Here is a 19,737-nt window from a genome sequence, read left to right as displayed (position 1 = left end):
CAGATGAGCGCGCATCCGGGCGGTGACGGGGTCGGCCGCGCTTGCCCTGCACCGGCAGTACGGCGCGAAGGAGTGAGATCAACTGGGTGACGTCGTCGCGGTTGCCGCCGGTCAGCATGACGGCGAGCGGGATGCCGGTGGCGTGGGTGATCAGGGTGGAGGCGGTTGCCGTGATGCTGGGCACGGGACGGGCCGTCACGAGCTTGGTGACGGCGTCGACGATGACCTGCCCGTTCGCGGAGAAGCGGGGTTCCGTGAGGAGGCGTCGACCTTCCTGTCCGAGTGCCCAGTTCAGCCGGCCGCGCGGGGACGGTACGGGCCCTGGCCGGTGGGGTCCAGGTGCCGGTGATCGCAGAGCTCGTCGCGAGGCGCTACGGCGCCTGCGCGGCATCCGGCCCAACGTCGGCACATGTTGGATCGAGCAGCGCCAGTCCGAACTGGATCACGCGATATACCGGAAGGCAATCGCCAACACCTTCGCCGCGCTGAAGGCCGATCCGGGCGTCCCGACCTGACCGCGCCCCGACCTACGGGCTCCCGCACGCCGCATATACCCACGAGAGTGAGAAGATCCCGCGCTGGGCGAAGAAAGCACCACATCGAGTTGCGCTCCACCCCGACCTGCCCGTCCTGGGCCGATCAACCCGTCCGAGGCACGTTCCAGGCCGCTGCGGCAGTTCACCGTCGTCTACAGGCGGCGTGCCGCAACAACCGCTGAACTGGTGGGAGTTGTGAGAACTTCGGTGGCATCCAGGGCTGGATGAGTGAGGAAGAACAAGCGGAGCTCATCCACTTCGCCGCCGAATCGAGGCGGCCAATGAGGCGAGGGAGTGAAGTCGTCCAAGATGAGAAGGCCACCGGGAGCGAGCTGATCGATGACTCCCTGGGGGTCGTCACGCTTGCCTCCGCCGTCGCAGAAGAAGACGTCGAACGGGGCATGCTGCTCAAGCAGCCGCCAGTCCCCAGTGAGAACGCTGACGCGCTTGTCGTCCGCGAAGACACCGGCCGCTCGACGGGCCAGCTCCTCGTCACGCTCCACGGTGACCAGGCGTGCACCGGCGCCAAGGCCGCTGTGCAGCCACGCGGTGCCCACTCCTGAGCCGGTGCCGCTCTCCGCAATGGTTCCCTGAGGTTTCGCAGCGGCGGCCAGTCTGAGCAATCTGCCCACTTCAGGGATACAGCTCTTCTTGAATCCCGCCTCGGAGGCGACACGCTCCGCGGCCACCACACGAGGCGGAACAGCACGTTCTGCCATGATCACACCGCTCCTTCATCGTGAACATGAAGCTATCCGCCAACAGAGGCGTCTGTACGGAGTTTCGCCCGTCCGGACCCGGCGAGGTTGCCCGGTCAGAGTGTTGGGCCGTATCCGCGAGATCCCGTCCGGGGTGTTGGCTTCGGAAGCTCTTCGGGTTGCCGCGGCGATTGGTTGCATGACCCGAGACGCTCAAGTGTACGGACCGCTGAAGGCATGGATGATCACTACGGTCAACGAGGCAGCCCCAGCTCGCCCGCACGTAGCCCGGCCTGGAAGCGGGAGCCCGCCTCGAGCTTGGTCATCAGCTCGGCCACGCGTCGTCGGTAGGTACGCAGCGAAACACCCAGCCGTTTGGCCGCCGACTGGTCGGTGAGTCCCGAACCGAGGGCTTTGAGGATCATGCGGCCGTCGGTATCGAGATGAGGGACGTCGCTGCGCAGATAGGTGTCAAGATCGGACGACTCGTCCCAGATTGCTCCGAACAGCGAATGGACCCCGTCGACCAGGATCTGCGACGTCGTCACGGTGTACTCACGCCCGGTGGGAGTCTCCCGGCCGGCGAGGATCATCACCCGCCGGTCGATGAGGATGGTCTCGTGCGGCAGCGGTGAGCTGCTGATCCGTACGAGAGCCCCCTCCTTCTGTACCAACCGCAGGTGCGCGCGGGCCTCCTCCTCGGCGAGCGCTACCGGGCTGAGCAGCTTTCGAGCAGCGAAGCCCGGGGATTCCGTGGCACGCATCCGGCTCTGGATGGCCGCTCGGGCCTCCGGTTGTGACCAGGTCTTGAGGTCCCTGGCGGCACACAGGAACTCGCTGTGCGCGGACTCGAAGAGGTGACCGGCACGCGCGATCAGTTCTGCGTCCCCTTGGACTGAAAACACGGGTTCGTTCCGCATCCCTCCAGTCTGGCAGCAAGCTGCCGCGAGCTCGCCGACCCTTGTGGCGGCGGACACCATGAGCCTCATGACGATCAAGACCTTCTCCCTCGGCGGAGACCTGGCCATCAACCGGCTCGGCTTCGGCGCAATGCGCCTGGCGATGGGGACCTTCGACGGTCCGCCGCGAGCCCCGGAGAGCGGCATCGCGGTACTCCGGCGCGCCGTGGAGCTGGGTGTGAACCATATCGACACCGCCGGCTTCTACGGCAGAGGAGAGGTGCGGGCCAATGAGCTGATCCGTACGGCGTTGGCCCCTTACCGTGACGACCTGGTCATCGCGACGAAGGTCGGGCCGCTGCTCGGGTCCGATGGTGTGCCGAGCGAGCAGGCGACGCCTGATCAGCTGCGCGGCCTGGTCGAGTCGGATCTGCGCTCCCTCGGGCTGGACCGACTCGACCTGGTCTATCTGCGAGTGGGCGGGATGACCGGGCCGGGTGGCGAGTCGATCGCCGAACGGTTCGCGGTATTGGCCGAGCTCCGGGAGGAGGGGCTGATCCGGCACCTGGGTGTCAGTAATGTCGACGCCGTCCAGTTTGCCGAGGCCCGGACGATCGCACCCGTCGCGGCGGTGCAGAACCAGCACGCCGGTGAGATGGGGCTGCTCGCGGAATGCGCGGAAGCGGGCATCGCGTACGTGCCGTACTTCCCGCTCGGCGGTGGCGGAAACCCACTCGACGCCGAACGGCTCGGCAAGGTCGCAGTACGCCTGGGCGCGACCACGGCACAGGTGCAGATCGCCTCGCTGCTGGCGATGTCTCCGTCGGTGCTGGCGATTCCGGGCACCGGTTCTCTCGACCACTTGGAGGAGAACCTCGGGGCCGACGATCTGAATCTCAGTGACGAGGACCTGTTCGAACTCCGAGGCTGACCGTTCAACTCCGGAAGTCGGCTCGGCAGCCACAGCACCGATCACCGACTGGCCGACTGTCCTCGACACGTCCAACTCGCGCCGTCTTCCCCGGTGTCCGGGCAAGTAGACGTACGGCCGTGATCCGTACGTGATCAGCGCCTCGTAATCTCCATGGCCAGGGGATTCACGGGATGAGCGGTCAAGGCGGGGGCAGCACATGACATACCGGCGCGCGGCGATTCCGGCACTGGTGGGAGGGCTGCTCCTCACGGCGCTCCTGTGGTGGGCGGGGGCGAGTACGCAGGCGCTTCACCTGCCAGGTACCACCGGTGTGATCGGCGGCCGGGACGCCGCCGAGCTCGAACATTGGCTCACCCCTTGGTCGTACGACCCTCCGGCCTCGGTTGGGTTCGGGGCCGAGGTGTCCGGCGGGATCGGGGACGCGGCCGGGAACGGCAGCACCCGCTACCTCGCGCTGTACACAACCGCGCTGCAGATCCGGTTCGCCGCGGTCTTCGCCTTCTTCGTGCCCGTGGCGCTGCTCCTGATCCGCAGGCTGCCACCGGTGCACGGCAGGATGCCGGTCGCACTGCTCGCGGTGTGGGCCTGGGGTCTGATGGCCGGGACCCTGGCGGTGACCGTCTCCGCGCCGTGGCTCATCGCCTCGCAGGGGCACGGCAGTTACCGCTTCCTGCCCCAGCTGGCGAGCGTGATCTCCTCCGGACGACAGGCCCTGGTGGCAACCGCACTGGTCGCGGCAGTGGGGACGGTGCTCGTCGCGCGGGTCACCGCCAAGGGAGCCGGTCCACTGCCGCAGGAAGCCGTCCCGGCGCGCGCCGCCCGCCTGGCCGCAACCGCCGGGACCGCGGTAATCGCACTGTCCCTGGTGGTCCTCTCGTACCAGGAGGTCGCCGCCGCCCTCCAGACGGTCTCCCCCGGCAACGGGCTGTTCGCCGAACCGGGTGATCTCCTGCGCCAGTGGTTGCTGCTCGGCGCCTGGTCTAGCCCGGCGGGGACGCCGCTCGGCGACTGGCTCCTGTACCGGGCTGCCGACATACTGCTGCTCGCTGTGGTGTGGTGGGCACTGCGGCGGCTGCCCGGACTGCTCACCCGGACCACCGTCCCGGCGATGGCGGCGGGCGCGGTCTGCGCGACCGTCCTCGGGCTGCTGGCGAGCCAGGTGCTGCGGCTGGCTACGGACGGTGTGGGCCTGCGCTGGGGACTGCTGCAACTGTCCGCCGGCATCGGTGACGGCGTCCCGGCCGCCCTGACCTGTGGGTTGGTGGCGGGCGTCGTGGCTGCCGTGACGCTGCGGGTGGCCATGGACCATACTGAAACGGTCGATGCCACGGCCTCCGACCCGAGTTCCGTCCGACCCTAGGCAGCGTCTTCAAATGATCTTGGATGGTGGATCACGGGATCGTGATGCGTCGTCATGAACTGTCCGATACCGAGTGGGAGTTCGTCCGGCCGCTGCTGCCTGAGCCGTTGCGAGGACGGAAGCGGGACGACCACAGGGTTCTGAACGGGATCGTGTGGAAGTTCCGGACCGGGACGGCCTGGCGGGACGTGCCCGAGCGTTACGGTCGGTGGGCCACGCTCCACACCCGTTTCCGCCGGTGGGCGGCGGACGGCACGTTCGAGCGCATGCTCCGGGCCGCCCGGGCGAAAGCAAACGCAGCGGGCGACATCGAGTGGCTGGTGTCGGTCGACTCCACGATCGTCCGGGGCCACCAGCATGCTGCCGGGGCCCGAAAAGGGGGGCTCCACGACCCGGCACTCGGCCGGTCCCGGGGCGGTCTGACCAGCAGGATCCACCTGGCCTGCGACGCCCGGGGCCGCCCGCTCGCCTTCGTCGCCACGGGCTGGAACACCGACGACTGCACCCAGTTCACCACAGTGATGGAAGCGATCCGGGTCCCACGCATCCCCTTCACCCGCCGCCCCAGGTGCGTCGCGCACACGGGACAGGACCACCGCTCCAGCGTGGGCCAGGGGGTAGGGGTCGTAGGGCTCTCCCGTCGCTTCGAAACGAAGTTGTCCACACAGGCAGCCGCCGGTAAACACCTCTGATGTGGAGTCGTCGGTCATGGGGTTCCCTCGCTGTCGGGGTGGTGGCCACGCGTCGCCGGGTCGCAAGAGGGCGGGTAGGGCTGCGTAGTGGGTGGCAGCCTGGCACGTCGGCCGGGCGGCGGGGCTGTAGCCGTGCGGAATCGGGCCATTGCCGCCACCGTGACTCCGCGCGGCGTGCGCCGTCGCCGCGCAGTTGCTGCACGGGGCGGCCAGGGTTTCAGGTTGGCCGGAATCCCTCGGAAGAGACGGCCGAACGAGCGACCATCCCTCGAACGAGGGCGTTTCAAGGGCCCCACCCCGCAACGCATGGGATCGGCCCCGAAATTCGTACAGGCGTCCCGCGTTGCCCCCACTGTCACCCGTTACGGCGAGCCAGAAGCGCCGTTTCTAGAGCATCCGTGCCATTCGATGGCCTGCTGGAGGACTCGATGGATCCTGTACCCACTCCCGCACATCAGCCCCTCGGAATCGAACGACGGCGGGCCGTCCCGGCTTTTTCAGCCCTTGGGGCACGGCGGGTCGGTGCCCTCGCCCGCCGTTCAGCTGGATCGGACACGAGGTGAAGGGCATGAGCGAGGAGTCCGTCGACCAGACACCGGCCGACATCGGGGTCTCGGAATCCGAACGCCTCCTGTTCGGCGGAGAGCTGGCCTACGACATCGGCTGGAGCCGGCATCAGGGGGCGTGGCTCGCCCTCGATCTGTGGGCGATGGCCCGTACGCTGCCGAAGCTGGTCGCCATCGCCGTCCGGCTGGCGCACCAGGCTGACGCGCGGGCGCTGCGCACGGTGTGGTTGGCCGAGTTGGGCCGGGGTATCGCTCAGGCTGTTGGTCTGGTTGCTGTCAACGCGGTCCTGGGGCACCTGCTGACCGGCGGTTCGACTGTGGAGCGGCTGGAGCGGGCCGTGCCGGCCCTGACCGCTGTTGCCCTCACGGGGGTGATCGGTTCGTTGCTGCGGTCGGCGTCGACTTCGGCGACCGGTGGGCTGGAGCCGAGGGTGCAGCGGGTGGCGACCGAGCGGTATCTGTCGCTCGTGGCCCGGGTAGAGCTGTCCGCGATCGAGGATGACGAGTTCCACCGGTTGCTGGACTCTGCCGGTTACGGGGCTGACTCGGCGCGGCGGATGGTGAAGTACTGCACGGCGGTCCTCAGCTCGTTGATCTCTTTGGTCGCTGCGGCGGGTGTGCTGACGGTTCTGCACCCGATGCTATTGCCGTTGCTGGTGGCGATGACGCTGCCGAGCGCGTGGAGTTCGCTGACGATCGCGAAGATGCGGTACGTCTCCTTTCATCAGTTCGTTCAGCATGCCCGAGCCGGGCAGTTGCTGGGGCGGCTGCTGATCGATCAGCAGGCGGCCGCCGAGGTGCGGGTCCACGATGTCGGCCCGTTCCTGCTGACCCACTTCCGGGGCATGGCGCAGACCAGTGAGCGTGAGCAGACTCGTCTGGCCCGCGAGTCCGCACGCAAGGGGCTGATCGCCGACGGCGCCACGGGTCTGGCGACGGTCTTCACCTATGGGGTGCTGGGTGTCCTGCTGTGGACCGGGAGGATGGACCTCTCGGTGGCCGGTACTGCGGTCCTCGCGATCCGTACCGGCTCGGCAAGTCTTGACCAGTTGGTGCTGCAGGTCACCGACCTGCACCAAGAAGCCCTGTTCGTCGCCGACTTCGAGAAGCTGTGTGTGGAGGCCACCGACCGGGCCATCCCCACGACCGGGCTCGACCTGCCGGAGCGGGTGCAGGACATCCGCTTCGAGAAGGTCACCTTCACCTACCCCGGCAGTACCGCCCCGGAGCCGTCCCTGAGCGACGTCGACATCACCATTCCGGCGGGGAAGACGATCGCCCTGGTGGGGAGCAACGGCAGCGGCAAGTCGACGCTCGTGAAGCTGCTGTGCGGCCTCTACCAGCCGGATCCGGGAAGCGGACGCGTCGTATGGGGCGACGTCAACACTGCCGAGGCCAACCGGTCCCAGATCTTCGGGCGGGTCGCCATGGTGGCCCAGGACTTCTACAGGTGGCCGTTCACCGCGCGGGTCAATATCGGCATCGGCCGATCCTCCGGCCCGATGGACGACACCGCTATCGAATCTGCTGCCGCCTATGCGGGCGCCGATGAGGTCCTGGCCAAGCTGCCGCGGGGTCTGTCCACTCTCCTGGCCCGCGGCTACCGGGGCGGGCACCAGATCTCCGGCGGACAGTGGCAGCGTATGGGGATCGCGCGGGCGCGGCTGCGCGCCGCCGAGGTACTGATCGTCGACGAGCCCACCAGTGCGCTGGACGCGGTGGCTGAGCAGCGGGTCTTCGACCAGATCCGCAATCTGGCCGGTCAGGGCCAGACGGTCATTCTGATCACACACCGGCTGCACTCGGTGCGCCACGCCGACCTGATCTACGTACTTCACCAGGGCCGGGTCGCCGAATCCGGGACGTTCGACGAGCTCATGGACCCGGAGACCGGCACGGGAGCGTTCCGGGACGCGTATCTGCTGCAGTCCCGCGCCTACCACCCCACTGTCCCCGCACAGCGCAGCGGGGCGAAGGACAACAAGCCTGCCGGGGAGGGTGTGTGAGACCGCATCGCCCTGACGCTCAGCGTCCCGGCCCCGGCTCCGGCTCCGCCCACGCCGGTCCCGTCGCTCCTCGCCGTTCCAGGACGCGGCCGGCATCCCACGATCGGTGCCACTCCGCTTCCGCAGTGTTCCCGCCCGCGCTCACCACCGGGAGCGCTTGCCGGTACGACCGCCTGTCGCCCGGTGCCGCTCCCCGTTCCGCGCGCGGGAGCCTGCCCGAAGCTCCACCCAACTCCCTGCGTCTAGGCGGTTATATCTTGAACACGTCCCCGTCCTCTCAGCACGCGAGCACTGCCGTCCTGATCGACAACGGCCGCGGCGAGTATCTCCTGCACCTGAGGGGCGCACACAAACCGATCTGCGACCCGGGCACCTGGTCCCTGGTCGGCGGCGGGCCCGAGCCCGGCGAGACCCTGGACGAAGCGATCGCCCGCGAGATCCTCGAAGAGACGGGGCTCGTCCTCCGCGGCATCACCCCCTACACGACTGCGAAGGCCGACGGCCCGAACGTCACCGAGGGGAACATCCAGGTCTACAAGGCCCGCTGGGACGGCGTCGCCCACGATCTGCCCGTCACCGAAGGGATCATGTTCGCCTGGTTCGACGTCGCCACCATGGAGCAGCTGTCGATGTGCCCGTGGGCTCATGAGGTGATCAAGACCCACCACGCCGAGCACCCCGCTCCGCCACGGTCCGGGCCACGGGACGACGCCGGTCAGGACGGGGCGGGAGCGGTGAAGAACGTGATCGGCGCGCACCTGTTCCTGGAGCGCGACGGCCGTACTCTCCTCGGTCTGCGTCACCCGGGTGTGAAGTTCGCAGGCGGGGAGTGGCATGCCCTGGCCGGTCATGTGGAAAGGGAGAGCGTTCGCGCGTGCCTGGTCAGGGAGGCGTATGAGGAGGCCGGGATCGTCATCAAGCCCGCAGACCTCACCCTGGCGCACACCGTGCACCTGCTCGACGATCACGAGAACGCCGAACCCCGGATTCAGCTGTTCTTCCGGGCGAGCCGGTGGTCCGGAGAGCCGGAGGTCCGCGAGCCCGACAAGTGCACGGCCTGGCAGTGGTGGCCGCTGGACGGCCTGCCGGACCCGATGGTCCGCTACGCCCGTGCCGCGATCGACGGCATCCGCACCGGCACCGCGTACACCGAGCTCGGCTGGGCGCCCGCAGTGCCTGCCACCGGCGGCAGGTGAACCGCAGTGAAGGCCGAAATCCGGCATGGCCGACTCAGTGGCCGAAGGCCAGCTCGCCAACGCAGCATCGGCGCGTCTGGCGCTGGTCGAACGCCTGCAAGCCGATGGTGTGTTGACCGATCCACGCCTGCGGGACGCGCTGTCGCGCGTGGACTGCGGCGCGCTGATGCCACGGGCGTACGTACGGCGTAGCGAGCAGGGCAGCGAGCCGATGGTGTGGGAGCTGCTGGACGGAGCACACCCCGAGGACCGGTCCGAGTGGCAGGAGCTCGTGTACTCGGGCGAGTCGGTCCTGATCCAGCGTGACGGCGAGCTGCTGGAGGGGCAGGTCCGCGGCGTCGTGAGCGGGGGCCGGATGACGGCGATGTCGACGCCACCCCGTACACCGTGGAAGTCCTGCAGAGGATGCGGATCGCTGCCGGACACAGGTACCTGGACCTCGGAACCGGGCCGGGTGTCTCGCTCGCGCTCGCCGCTGCGCTCACCGGGCCCGGCCGGGCGGTCGGTGTCGAACGGGACAAGCACATGGCCGCGTTCGTACAGAAGAATCTCGACCTGGTCGGCGTCGGCGCGAAGGTGGTGGCCGGCGACGCGCTCGACGGGCACGCGCCGCGGGCGCCCTACGACCGGATCCATTCCGGGATCGGTGTGCCGTGCCTGCCGTCGGCGCGGGTGGACCAGCTCGCTCCCGGCGGGCGGCTGGTGACCACGTTGGCGACGCGGACGCCGAGCTGGCCGGGGCAGTGCCAGGTGACGCGCACGACGGAAGGGCGCGTCGAGGCTGTCCTGGAAGGCGGGCCTCGCGGCCACCGGCCCCTGCACGGGTACACCTGGCTCACCGCCCAGCACCACCTGACCCGGATCGCGGAGAGCCCCGGGCTCTCCCGCACCACTGCTCTCACGCCGCCCGCGGACGAGGCGTACGGGTTCTGGCTGTCGGCCGCATACCTCGTCCCAGGGGTGGTCCGGCACTTCCAGGCCGACACACTCACCGTGATCGCACCCGAGGAGAACTCCTGGGCCGTGGCCAGTCCAGGCGACGGCACCGTGCGCGTGCTCGGCCCCCGCGATGTGTGGGCCGAGCTCGAAGAGATCCACGCCCCCTGGACACGCGCCGGGGGCCCCGACCGGTTCCATGTCGACATCCCGGCAGACGGAGGGCACCAGCACGTCGCCTCCAAGACCGGCCCCGGCGCCCTGGACTGGGTACTGCCGCCGCTCACCGCTGTACCCGGGCAGGCCTCCCCTTCCCATACCGAACAAGGAGAGTCGTGAACCTGTTCAACTCGGCAGCGCCCGACTACGCCCGCTACCGACCCGGGATCCCAGACGAGGCCATTCAGCTCCTCGCCCGGACCCTGGAGGGCATCGACCGGCCGACGCTGCTCGATCTGGGCTGGGGCACCGGCCAGGTAACCGTCGGTCGGCTTCCCGCCCTTGCGCAGATCGGTCGCGTGGACCTCGTCGACCGGGCCAAGGACACGCTCCGCGCAGCTTCCGAGCTGCTCCGGCCACTGCTCGGACAGTCAGCTGCCGCCTACCAAGTCGTCGCCGCCGAAAAGTTCACCGCCCCGTTCGCCGGCTACAGGGCTGATCTGGTCACCTGCTCCCGGGCTTTCCACTGGATGGACCGTCAAGCTGCCCTGGCGATGGCCGACCGCGTCACCACCCCGGGGCGGCGGTCGCGGTCATGGGCGACGGGAGCCTCTGGACATACGAGGCGGAATGGAACTTGGCCCTGAAGGAGATCATCCAGTCCTACCTCGGCACTGAGCGGAGGGCAGGTACGGCCGGCATGTACGCGAACTCCTCGAACGAGGCCGCCGCACCCTGGCCCGGCTCCGTGCCACGGGCCGCCTGTGAACACCACACCCAGCGCACCCGACCAGTTGAGGAGCAGCACCGTGGGGTACGTCGTCCGCGAGGAATGGCACAAGCATTACACCGACGGGAAGAACTTCCGGCAGCTGGGTGAGGCCGAGCGGGCGCTGCTCGCCGAACACACCCCTGTGCCGGACGGCGGCGCACCGCTGCGCTCCGCAGGGTCGCCGAGTCGATCGCCCCAGCCCTCCAAGAGGGCGGCCAGGACGAACGCGGGCGTATCCATGGCGACCTGCACCGCGAGAACGTGATCGCGCTGCCCGGCGGCGGCATCGGCGTCATCGACTTTGATGACTGTGGCGAGGGTCATTTCCTGATCGACATCGCAACCGTGTTCTCGTCCGTCCACCGGATCGCGCGGACGAAACCGGGCACCTACGAGGAGTTCGCCCGCGCATTCCTGACCGGCTACACCCAGGTGCGGCCCCTGCCGGCCGACTTCGCCCGGCTCCTGGAGCCCTACCTGCTGCTGCGCGATGCCTTCATCCTCAACTTCGTCACCGCTGCAGCACCGGTCAACGCCGTCGTCGCCTCATGGGGACCGGGACGCATCGCCGGCAGCGTGGCGAACATGCAGGCGTACGTGGAGGGGCGCCCCTACCCGGGCACTCTCACCTGTGACCAGTCCTGAGCTCACTCAGGTCGGAAAGGTGCTGGGCTGCCTTCGCCGCGGACGCGGACGGGTGACCGTCCCGGCCGTCGCGCGGGTCGTTGGTGCTGCACCACGTGGGCAGGTCGCTGCCGCAGAGCACCGCAGCGCTCAGGCGGACCTATACCTGACCTGGCATCGGCTCGGGTTCGGGAGCGTCGGGGATACTCTCGAACGTTCGGGGCTCGCAGACGTAGGGCGTGCACGAGGGATCCTTTCGCGGAAAGAGACGCTGCGAACCCGGCCGGTCATTCTGACGGGTTATGGCGCGTCGGGTGGAGCAGAGCGGACACCTGAGTGGCCAGTGCGTCGATGTCGATGTCGTCGAAGCGGGTGGTGTCCACGGTCAGGACCGGCCCTGGCAGGTCCAGAGGCTCGTAACGGCCCGCCAGGAGCTCTCCGCGGAATTCGTCGACGTTCTGGTCGTCGCAGTGGCCGGGATGACGCTCGGCGGAGGAAGCACGGGCGATGAAACGGGTGAGGAGGGTGACGCCGTCCGTGCTGCACTGGATCTGAACGACGCCGGCGCCCGTGGCACCGAGGAGCTGTTGAAAGTCCGGGCTGGAGAGCGTCCGGCGAAAATTGGACTCTGCCAGGCAACTCGTCCCGGCGCCCAGGGTGTCGGAGAGCAGAGAGAACAGCACAGCCACGGACGCGGCGCCGAGCTCTTTGGACCGCTGGCGGTCCGACCACCCGAGAGTGTCGAAGAGGGGCTCCTTGATGGCGTCGCGGCTGTACCAGGGCAGGGCCAGGCGGGTGGCGAGCCGGCGTGCCAAATAAGTCTTTCCGGTACCGGGAGGGCCGGAAACGATAACCACGGTAGGCGCAAGCACAGGATGTCCTCCCGGGACAGTGCGACAACGAGATCGGCCGGCGTCTGCACCTGCAGCCAGTCGCCGGTGAATCCGCGGAACGCTACCGCTCCCTGGGATACGAGTGCTGCCAGTGCGCGAGTATGACTGATCGGCTCCGAACCTGCCCCATCAGGGACAGGATCTGAGAGGCGATCAGGTGGGAGTCGACAACTTCTTGACTTGGCTTCCTGCTTCGTCGCGCTGTGCCAGGACGTGTCCTGGTCTGATCTGCGCTCCACAGGCTGCGACCGCCCTGCCATCGGTCGTTCCCACGTTCGTCGCGGCATCATGGTCCCGGTCGTGCACCGCACCTGCAGGCGGCACACGACCATTCCCGGATGTACCGGGGGCTTGGGGACGGTCCTGGGCCCGCACTCCGAGCAGACCTGGCTGGTCGGTTCGAACCGGCCGACGCGCTGCTGGCCATCCCACGTGGCGAGGCACCGGGGCCCGGGATGTGAAGGCTTGAGATTCTCCTCACGCGTTCCCGCGCTGAAGGCGGAACTACCGGTGTACCGTCAGGGGCAGCTGTCATGGTTCCGAAGTACTGGTCGCCCGTGAACGTTCCCACGGGCGTTTCTGCTGTTCAACGTCTCTGAGGACCAAGGCGATCACCTCCGGTCCCCGCACGGTGCGGGGACCGACTACCAGTCCCCTTGGAGGGCAAAATGGCCAGCGGAACCGTCAAGTGGTTCAACTCGGAAAAGGGCTTCGGCTTCATCGAGCAGGACGGCGGCGGCCCCGACGTCTTCGCTCACTACTCCAACATTGCCAGCTCCGGCTTCCGTGAGCTCCAGGAAGGCCAGAAGGTGAACTTCGACGTCACCCAGGGCCAGAAGGGCCCGCAGGCGGAGAACATCACCCCGGCCTGAGCAGCTTGCACCTGCACGGCACCCGCCCCGCGACAATCGCTGGGCGGGTTCCGTGCGTTCTGGAGCCTGCCCCCGCCAGAGCACCTGCCGCCGGCAGCGATGCCCATGCTCGCGCGAGCAAGAAGGGCCTGCTGATCCAGCAGTTGACGAGCCGCCCGCCGCCGCAGGCGACCGCTGGCTTCCCGGGGCTTGCGAGGCTGCTCGCCCCAGACAGCTGTCCCCCGAAGAGGAAGTGGGCGGCAGCAGATCTCTACTCCGCGCGCGGGCCGGGAATGACCGCACTGGCCATGACCAACACCGCCTCGCTGACGATCCAGACGCCCGCGGACGCCCGTACAGGGCGACCGGGTCTCCGGCGCGCGGAGCACGGTAACGCAGCAGGTTGTACCGCTGAGCCACGTGCATGAGCACCAGCTGCGCCCACTCGGCGCCGGCCGTCCGGCCGCCAAATGCGGTGACGATGCGGATGTTGTCGGTGAGGATGTCACCGGGGGCGACGAGTCCTCCCTCAAGGAGTTGCATGAGCTGGGCGGCGAGGCTGTCACCAAGATCCGGGGGCCGGTCCGAGGCACTGGCCGGCTGGAACATGTGCGGTGCGACGGCCTGCGGAGGGCGGCTCAGGCGGTCGGGCCGAGCAAGGAGCGGCAGGTCGTGTCCGGCATTCAGTAGAAGCAGAGGACTCAGTGCCTGCCGCAGCCGATCACTGACCTCTACTGCCGCACGCGGCCGTCGCTGTTCAAGGAGCACTGCCCGCTCCTTGGGCTGGAGATCCTTCTCAGCATGCAGGGGGTGCAGGATCGCATCACCGTATAGGGGCTCAGGGCTTGCTTGCAGGCAGGGCGTTCGAGCCGATCGTCCCCGACGGACCTCCAGCGACACACACGAGAGACACACCTTGAGGGAGAGGCTCTGGCTTCTCCGCACCTCGTGGCGGCTACGGTCGGCGAAGCTCCTATGTGACGACGGCCTTGCGCCCTCGGCCGTTCTTGCAGCGGGCATGGTGTGACGAGTGGCTTTGGGCGCCGCACCATACCGACGGACAAGGCTGCCGCGTCGCCTGCGTAATGACCTCAGAAAACACCCCGGGCGTGCCCGCGCGCGGTCGTGTACTCGCCCGTCACCGGTTCCGGTCCCGAGGGCCTGTAGCCCCCTCACACGCTCTGTGCGAGGCCACCGCCATTCCGCGAGATGGTCAGGAGCACCGGTTCTGTCACGCCGGCGTCGCGTACTGCGGTGGCGGTGACCTCGGCTGCCCAGATGGCGGTGTCGAGCGACCAGGCCGGCAAGGAGCAGTGGATCGACGCCGCGTTCTGCATTCCCTCGGTCTGTACCTCGCCTACGAGGGAAGGAGCCAGCCCTCCCGCGGGTGCAGAGGGTTTGCTGGGATGGATGGCCAGGCGGCCGAAGGAGCGTTCGAGAATCAGTACGTTCACGTCTTGTGCTCGGGTCGGCAGATCGGCGGATTCCCGGGCTGCGATGGTGATGACACAGTCAGCCGACGGTCCCGGCCCCGCAGTGGCCACCCAGTCCGCGGCCTGCGACAAGTGGACGAGGTTGTCGTCTGTGGACAGCTGCAGGGGCGCGACCGTGTGCAGGCCGGTGAGCGTGTACGTGCCCATGTGGTGCAGTACGTCGCTGAGGACCGTGGCCACGGGCAGCAGAGGCAGCCGTTGGCCGTGCAGCTGTTCCTCCACGGCGACCTGAATCCAGGCCAGTTGGCGGACGCGATTGTCCTCGGTCCAGTCCTCACCGGCGTCGTTGTGTGCCCATCGGCAGCCGTCCAGCGGACCGCGGCCCAGGTGAGTGGTGCTCCAGCCGTAGGCTTCCGCCCTGGCCACGGCAAGACTGAACACGTCCTCGTCTTCCAGGTCGTTCTCGGCAAGGACGCGAGCGATCCACGGGTGCCGGTGGAAGACCCCGTGCAGGCCCATGATGAGGGTCGGATCGCTCACGTCCATGCCACTGCACTCCTTCTACGCTCCGCACGACAGGGTGACGGTCTTGGTGACCGCTTTCTCGGGGGAGTCCGCGATGCCGATCAAGTCGACATCGATGACGCTGCGCCACTGGGTCTTGTCCCGGTTCTCGCATGTCTTGCGGGCATTGGCGCGGCGGGAACTGGCGCCCTTGCCGCCGGCCTTCACGTTCTTGGACCCCTCTGCGACAGTCTTCCAGGTGTGTCCGTGCCTGGCCTGAAGCCAGATGGTGACCTTTGCCTTCACATTCTTGTGCTTGCCGAGCGGGTCCAGCCACCATCCATGTGCCGATGCTGTCGCGGGCGGCGTGCTGGACACGTGGACGTGGTCTCCGTCGGTGACGAACCCGCCGACGTCCGAAGCCGTCATCACAGAGGCCGCGTAAGCCGATGGTGCGGCAACGCTGACGGACATCGCCACAGCGAAGACCGCAGACAGAACGCTCGCTATCCAGGCGGGCCGCGGTGGGAAGCGCCGCGCTACGACGTATCGCTCTCTTCTGCACCGTCACCGCCTTCTACCGTGTCCATTGCTGGGACGACGGCGACAGCTGGAAAATCGACGCCCGCACCGCCCACCCTCGGGCCCTCTGGCACGACCAGCTCCTGCAGCGGCTGCGCCACCCGCGGTGGGACCTACCCGCGCGCGTGCCCCACCGGTTCGGCCACTGCGCTGAACCGTACGCCCCCGACCAGTGGGGACACACCTGCTCCTTCTACTTCGGCGGCCACACCGCCGCCGACGCCACCCCTGACCGCGGAAGTGTTGCTCAGCCGATGGCCCACAGGCGCGCAGAAGGTGGAACTGATTTACGGTGTCGTCATCCTCACCGGTCGCTTCGACGAACAGGACTTGGTGCGGGCGGGCCACAACCCCGGCGACCGACCCGTAGAAGGTGCCCCTGCGAAGGTGTCCCGTCGTCAGCGGGCAACCAGCTACCGGCTGCCGAAGGCGGTTCGCTCGGACAATGCGCTTGCACGGACTTCGGACAGACGTCTAGCCTCACGTTCATCGGCGTGTAGCTCAGTAGCAGAGCACCGGGCTCTGGACCCGGAGGGCGCAGGGGCGGAACCTGCCACGTCGGCTTATGAGCGACAACGCTGAGCAGCAGCATTCCGCAGGGTCCAGAGACTCCATGACGTATCCCCAGGCCATGCAGGCCCAGGCCTTCCTGACCCGGCTGACCCATGGTGAAGCCGACACCCGGGACCGCGCCGCGAGCCGCGTCGGCCGTTGGCAGGCCGTGCTCTCCGGTATGGCCGACGGCCGCCTGACCATCGGGTCGCGCACCCCGGTGGCTGGGCTGCCCGCCTGGGTGACCCCGGAAGTCGTACGAGGCGGGTTCGCCACCTCCGCGGCGAGCGCCGAGGGCCCGCTCCAACCGTATGAGCGCGAGGCGGCGTCCCTGGCAGGGGTGCCCGTCGAGCGTCGGGCACTGTTCGCGTACTGCCTCACCGAACCCGGCCTGGCACGGCTGTACGCGCTGCTCGACAGTGGACGTTACGAGATCGTCGTGCCCGAGGAAGCCGCGCTGCTGATCGTGGCGTGGCTGGTGCGGTCCGGGGACGTGACCGGTGCGCTGGAGCTTGTCGAGATCCTGGAACCGTGGGCCTGCCGGCTGCGTTTCATGCCGCGGCCGTCCGTCCTGCCTGCGCCGGACGTACAGGCGGTCCACCGGCGCACGGTCGGCGACGTCGGCGCGTCCCTGTCCGCCCGACGGCCGCACTCCGCGGTGGAGACCCAGCGCGAGGCGCTCACCGTCTGGCGGCCCTTCGGCGACGAACTGCTGGCCCACTGGCTGGAAACAGCCGGGACCGGCCGCGTGCAGGACCGCGTGCTGAACGACAGCTGGCAGGAGCGCGGCGAGATGCTCCTGCGGCGCTACCGGGACCTCGCGGCGACCCACACGCGCTGCACCAAGCACCGCGACCCGAAGGAGAACCTGGGCATCCTGCGCGGCGCCCTGGAGGAAACCGTCGCAGGTCGGCCGCTGGACGCGCGCCGACTCGGGCTGCTGCGCCACGCGGTGGAGTCCATGGTTCGACGGCGTGGCCGTCCCGGCTCCGGACAGCACCGCGAGTTGCGCGCCCGCCAGGCGGCACAGGCGGCTCAGCCCTCGCACCACGCGCTCGCCCAACTCGTTCTGCGCCGACTGTCCGGACTCCCGCAGCAGACCGGCGCGGCCGATGTGGCGCCACTGATCGCGGACGTCTCGGCCCGCGAGGCCACGGAGAGCGGGCTGCCCGCGGGGGCGGTGATCCCGGTAGCGGTGCGACGCGTCGTGGAGGCCGCGCTCAGCGCTCCGATCAGTACGCTCGTGGAACGCGGTGTGGTGCCCTCGGCCGAGGTCCTGGCCGAACTGGTGCCGCAGCTGGTCGCTTCAACCGGTTCGCAGGCTTATCAGGACCTTGCGCTGCGCACCCTGATGGCCGCGAACTACCGGGCGTTCCGCAACCGCCGTTCGCTTCTCCTGCTCGACCTCGCCCGGCAGATACGGGTCGAGGAACTGCCCTGGGTACGTGCAGTGGCCCAATACCGCGTCGACGACCAGGGGCAGGAGGCTGCGCACACCGCGCTGCGTCAACTCGGCGAACTGGCCGTGCAGGCCTTCCCCGGCACGCTCCTGCCCAACCCCCTGGTGCGCGAACTCAGCGTGCTCGCTCGGCAGGCCGAGGCAGGCGCACCGTTCGTCGAGGAGCTGGCCTCGGACATCTTCATGGGCACCTTCACACCGAAGTTTCTTGCGGCGGCGAGGGTCGCCGCTGAATTGCTCGGCGGCACACTGTACGAGCGCTACTACGGCATCGACTACGCGGCGGTCCGCAACCTCGCGATCACCGAGGCGAGCGACTCGCTGCGCCGTACCCATCGGGCGCGCACCTCGCCCGGATTCGCGAAGCTGTGCGCAGCGCGGGCCGGCGATTCGGGCACCCGGAGCTGGTCCGTGGCAGCCAACGGCAAGGTCATCGAGCAGGCCCAGATCCTCACCACACACAACCTGGCCACCTTGGTCGCCCGAATCGGCATCAGTCCCGAGCCCGGTTGGGGAGACCTGGCTCGGCGCTGCTTCACCACCGTGTGCCTGCTGACTGCCCGGATACACGGCAACCCGCGACCGCTGTCCACAATCAAGGACGCGGCATACGCATGGCGCCAGATGGTGTTCCACCTGTCGCTCTGCGGTTCTGCGGAACAGTCCCGGGTGATCGCCCGACTGGACGAGGAGATGGCCCGCTATCCAGGTCATGTCGCGGCTCGGCTCGCTCCGGCACTGACCGGCCTGCGCCGGGCCGCAGCCGGGGGCTCGCCGGACTCGGGTGGGGGGCGCTGTTTCCTGGGCTGGACCACTGAGACCCACTGGCTTCGCCCGGATCCCCGTGCCTGACCCTGTCGTCCTACCGGGGCCGAGAAGATCGCCCCGGCCGGTGTCTCCATGAGGTGTCCCTACGGGGACGCAGATCCTCGGGCTCGAACCGGCCGGGGAGGACGAGCAGCCGGTGCGGCATACACAGGACGGTGACGGGCCGCCGACCCCCGCGGTGTCGTGGCAGGTCTCCCTCAGTCATTGAGCAGGCGCCATGCGGTGAGGGCGATTCTGGCGCGTAACAGTCCGGTGGGATCGGCGAGTTCGATGCCAAGGGTCTTGCCGATCTGTTCGAGTCGGCGGGCGACGCTGCTGTGATGCAGATGGAGAAGGTCGGCGACCCGGCGCTGGGAGCCGGTCGTCCAGTAGGCGTCCAGGGTCTCCAGATCTTCCGGGTTGCCGACCACGCGGGCGATCGCGGCCACATCGGTGTTGTCGCGCGAGGTGTCCGGAGGTATCTCGACGAGAAGCGCCAGCGCGCCCAGGTCGTCGTAGCGGATGACGGGTTCGCGTGGGGTGGTGAAGCGGAGGGCGGTGCGGGCTTGGCGCCATGACCGGCCGGGGCTTTCGGCGGCGCCGATACCCGCACGTACGTCTTTGGGAAACCCGGCCGGGTCGATGGCTGCGGCCAGGATGACGCCCACGTCGGCGAGCGGTGCCGCCTTCACCGGGCGGGCCGGGCAGACCAGGGCGCCGATCCGGTCGAACGGGAGCTGCGAGCGTACGGCGATGACGTGGACCGGCAGGTCGGCGGCGAAGCCCAGGAGCCGTAGCGCCCGCGCTCTGGCCGCCTCGTCGCCGTCGCAACTGACCACCAGTTCGACGAGGGCGGGGTCGGCCATGGTGGTGTGGGCCGGGCCGTACCGCTCGACGGCCACCGCGGCGGCGATGGCGAGCCGGTCCAGCAGCACTTCGTCGAGCGGATTCGGCGAGCCGGGGCGTTCGAGCCACACCACGCCGATCTCTTCCTCATCAAGGGTGATCGGGACCGTGGTGGACGCAGGAGAAGGTGGGCCGGACACCTGTGTGCCGTCGGGCGACATACGGATCGCCCGCCCTATGCCGTCGAACCGAATCCCGGCCACCCACTCGGCCAGGCCTGCCGATGCCCGCGCGAGCGACGATCGGGTCTTGCCTCCTCTGCCGCAGCACAACAGACGGTTGACACCTGCCTCCTGGGTGACTGGCCCCACTGATCCTTTCAGAAAGGGATGTGACCCGGTGGTTGGGTGTTGTGTCGGCGGTGGTATCCGC

Annotated in this window: 18 protein-coding genes, 1 tRNA gene and 1 pseudogene; 13 read left to right on the top strand and 7 right to left on the bottom strand. The window is 68.7% G+C overall.

Annotated features, from left to right (window positions below; translation table 11 throughout):
• Nucleotides 1-16 precede the first annotated feature (16 nt).
• The 3 genes and pseudogenes from ACFVX4_RS26240 to ACFVX4_RS26230 form a co-directional block, all read right to left on the bottom strand.
• Nucleotides 17-154: pseudogene (locus ACFVX4_RS26240) on the bottom strand (IS5/IS1182 family transposase); the annotation flags it as partial.
• 534 nt (nt 155-688) lie between these two features.
• Complete coding sequence (locus tag ACFVX4_RS26235; RefSeq protein WP_389981399.1) at nt 689-1,261, bottom strand: O-methyltransferase; 573 nt, start codon at nt 1,259-1,261, stop codon at nt 689-691.
• A gap of 227 nt (nt 1,262-1,488) precedes the next feature.
• The gene (locus tag ACFVX4_RS26230) at nt 1,489-2,154 is read right to left on the bottom strand and encodes a DNA-binding response regulator (protein WP_389981397.1); all 666 of its coding nucleotides are present in this window, start codon (nt 2,152-2,154) and stop codon (nt 1,489-1,491) included.
• A 67-nt stretch (nt 2,155-2,221) separates the two neighbouring features.
• Here ACFVX4_RS26230 and ACFVX4_RS26225 point away from each other — a divergent pair, with 67 nt between their 5' ends.
• The 9 genes from ACFVX4_RS26225 (at nt 2,222) to ACFVX4_RS26185 (ending at nt 11,399) form a co-directional block, all read left to right on the top strand.
• Nucleotides 2,222-3,064 carry an oxidoreductase gene (locus ACFVX4_RS26225; RefSeq protein WP_389981395.1) on the top strand — a complete coding sequence of 281 codons (843 nt, stop codon included), beginning with the start codon at nt 2,222-2,224 and terminating at the stop codon, nt 3,062-3,064.
• A gap of 199 nt (nt 3,065-3,263) precedes the next feature.
• On the top strand, nt 3,264-4,427 hold the full coding sequence (locus tag ACFVX4_RS26220) for a hypothetical protein (protein ID WP_389981393.1): 1,164 nt from the start codon (nt 3,264-3,266) through the stop codon (nt 4,425-4,427).
• A gap of 41 nt (nt 4,428-4,468) precedes the next feature.
• Nucleotides 4,469-5,119 carry an IS5 family transposase gene (locus tag ACFVX4_RS26215; RefSeq protein ID WP_389981487.1) on the top strand — a complete coding sequence of 217 codons (651 nt, stop codon included), beginning with the start codon at nt 4,469-4,471 and terminating at the stop codon, nt 5,117-5,119.
• A 568-nt stretch (nt 5,120-5,687) separates the two neighbouring features.
• Entirely contained in the window at nt 5,688-7,691 is a 2,004-nt protein-coding gene (locus tag ACFVX4_RS26210) for an ABC transporter ATP-binding protein (protein WP_389981391.1), read from the top strand.
• Between the two features lie 257 nt (nt 7,692-7,948).
• Entirely contained in the window at nt 7,949-8,887 is a 939-nt protein-coding gene (locus tag ACFVX4_RS26205; RefSeq protein ID WP_389981389.1) for an NUDIX domain-containing protein, read from the top strand.
• A gap of 387 nt (nt 8,888-9,274) precedes the next feature.
• Nucleotides 9,275-10,162, top strand: a complete 888-nt coding sequence (locus ACFVX4_RS26200) for a methyltransferase domain-containing protein (RefSeq protein ID WP_389981387.1) — start codon at nt 9,275-9,277, stop codon at nt 10,160-10,162.
• Nucleotides 10,159-10,629, top strand: a complete 471-nt coding sequence (locus tag ACFVX4_RS26195; RefSeq protein ID WP_389981385.1) for a class I SAM-dependent methyltransferase — start codon at nt 10,159-10,161, stop codon at nt 10,627-10,629. The genes ACFVX4_RS26200 and ACFVX4_RS26195 overlap by 4 nt, the downstream gene beginning before the upstream one ends.
• Nucleotides 10,630-10,791: 162 nt before the next feature.
• Entirely contained in the window at nt 10,792-11,019 is a 228-nt protein-coding gene (locus tag ACFVX4_RS26190) for a hypothetical protein (RefSeq protein ID WP_389981383.1), read from the top strand.
• The gene (locus ACFVX4_RS26185) at nt 10,944-11,399 is read left to right on the top strand and encodes a phosphotransferase enzyme family protein (protein WP_389981485.1); all 456 of its coding nucleotides are present in this window, start codon (nt 10,944-10,946) and stop codon (nt 11,397-11,399) included. Before ACFVX4_RS26190 ends, ACFVX4_RS26185 begins: the two co-directional genes overlap by 76 nt.
• Before the next feature lie 266 nt (nt 11,400-11,665).
• On the opposite strand, the gene ACFVX4_RS26180 is transcribed toward ACFVX4_RS26185, so the two are convergent.
• Nucleotides 11,666-12,250: an AAA family ATPase gene (locus ACFVX4_RS26180; RefSeq protein WP_389981381.1), complete on the bottom strand. Its 585-nt coding sequence runs from the start codon at nt 12,248-12,250 to the stop codon at nt 11,666-11,668.
• A gap of 689 nt (nt 12,251-12,939) precedes the next feature.
• Between ACFVX4_RS26180 and ACFVX4_RS26175 the strand changes: the two genes are divergently transcribed.
• Together ACFVX4_RS26175 and ACFVX4_RS26170 are read left to right on the top strand one after the other, a co-directional pair.
• Entirely contained in the window at nt 12,940-13,143 is a 204-nt protein-coding gene (locus ACFVX4_RS26175) for a cold-shock protein (RefSeq protein WP_010982331.1), read from the top strand.
• 399 nt (nt 13,144-13,542) lie between these two features.
• The gene (locus tag ACFVX4_RS26170) at nt 13,543-13,812 is read left to right on the top strand and encodes a hypothetical protein (protein ID WP_389981379.1); all 270 of its coding nucleotides are present in this window, start codon (nt 13,543-13,545) and stop codon (nt 13,810-13,812) included.
• 482 nt (nt 13,813-14,294) lie between these two features.
• Here ACFVX4_RS26170 and ACFVX4_RS26165 read toward each other — a convergent pair whose 3' ends face one another.
• Both ACFVX4_RS26165 and ACFVX4_RS26160 read right to left on the bottom strand, forming a co-directional pair.
• Complete coding sequence (locus tag ACFVX4_RS26165) at nt 14,295-15,101, bottom strand: hypothetical protein (RefSeq protein ID WP_389981377.1); 807 nt, start codon at nt 15,099-15,101, stop codon at nt 14,295-14,297.
• 15 nt (nt 15,102-15,116) lie between these two features.
• Nucleotides 15,117-15,488 (bottom strand): hypothetical protein, encoded by a 372-nt coding sequence (locus ACFVX4_RS26160; protein WP_389981375.1) that lies wholly within the window; start codon nt 15,486-15,488, stop codon nt 15,117-15,119.
• 643 nt (nt 15,489-16,131) lie between these two features.
• On the opposite strand from ACFVX4_RS26160, the gene ACFVX4_RS26155 reads away from it, so the two are divergent.
• Nucleotides 16,132-16,203, top strand: a tRNA-Gln gene (locus ACFVX4_RS26155).
• A gap of 3 nt (nt 16,204-16,206) precedes the next feature.
• Nucleotides 16,207-18,504, top strand: coding sequence for a hypothetical protein (locus ACFVX4_RS26150; protein ID WP_389981373.1), 2,298 nt, complete (start codon nt 16,207-16,209; stop codon nt 18,502-18,504).
• Nucleotides 18,505-18,677: 173 nt separating this feature from the next.
• Here the strand turns inward: ACFVX4_RS26150 and ACFVX4_RS26145 are convergent, their stop codons facing one another.
• Entirely contained in the window at nt 18,678-19,439 is a 762-nt protein-coding gene (locus tag ACFVX4_RS26145) for a PucR family transcriptional regulator (protein ID WP_389981371.1), read from the bottom strand.
• Between the last annotated feature and the right edge of the window lie 298 nt (nt 19,440-19,737).

This window comes from Streptomyces sp. NPDC058240 (assembly GCF_042882135.1).
In the GTDB taxonomy this organism is placed as follows: domain Bacteria; phylum Actinomycetota; class Actinomycetes; order Streptomycetales; family Streptomycetaceae; genus Streptomyces.
Note: the sequence above shows the minus strand (reverse complement) of the source record. Positions and strands in the feature narration are given on the sequence as shown.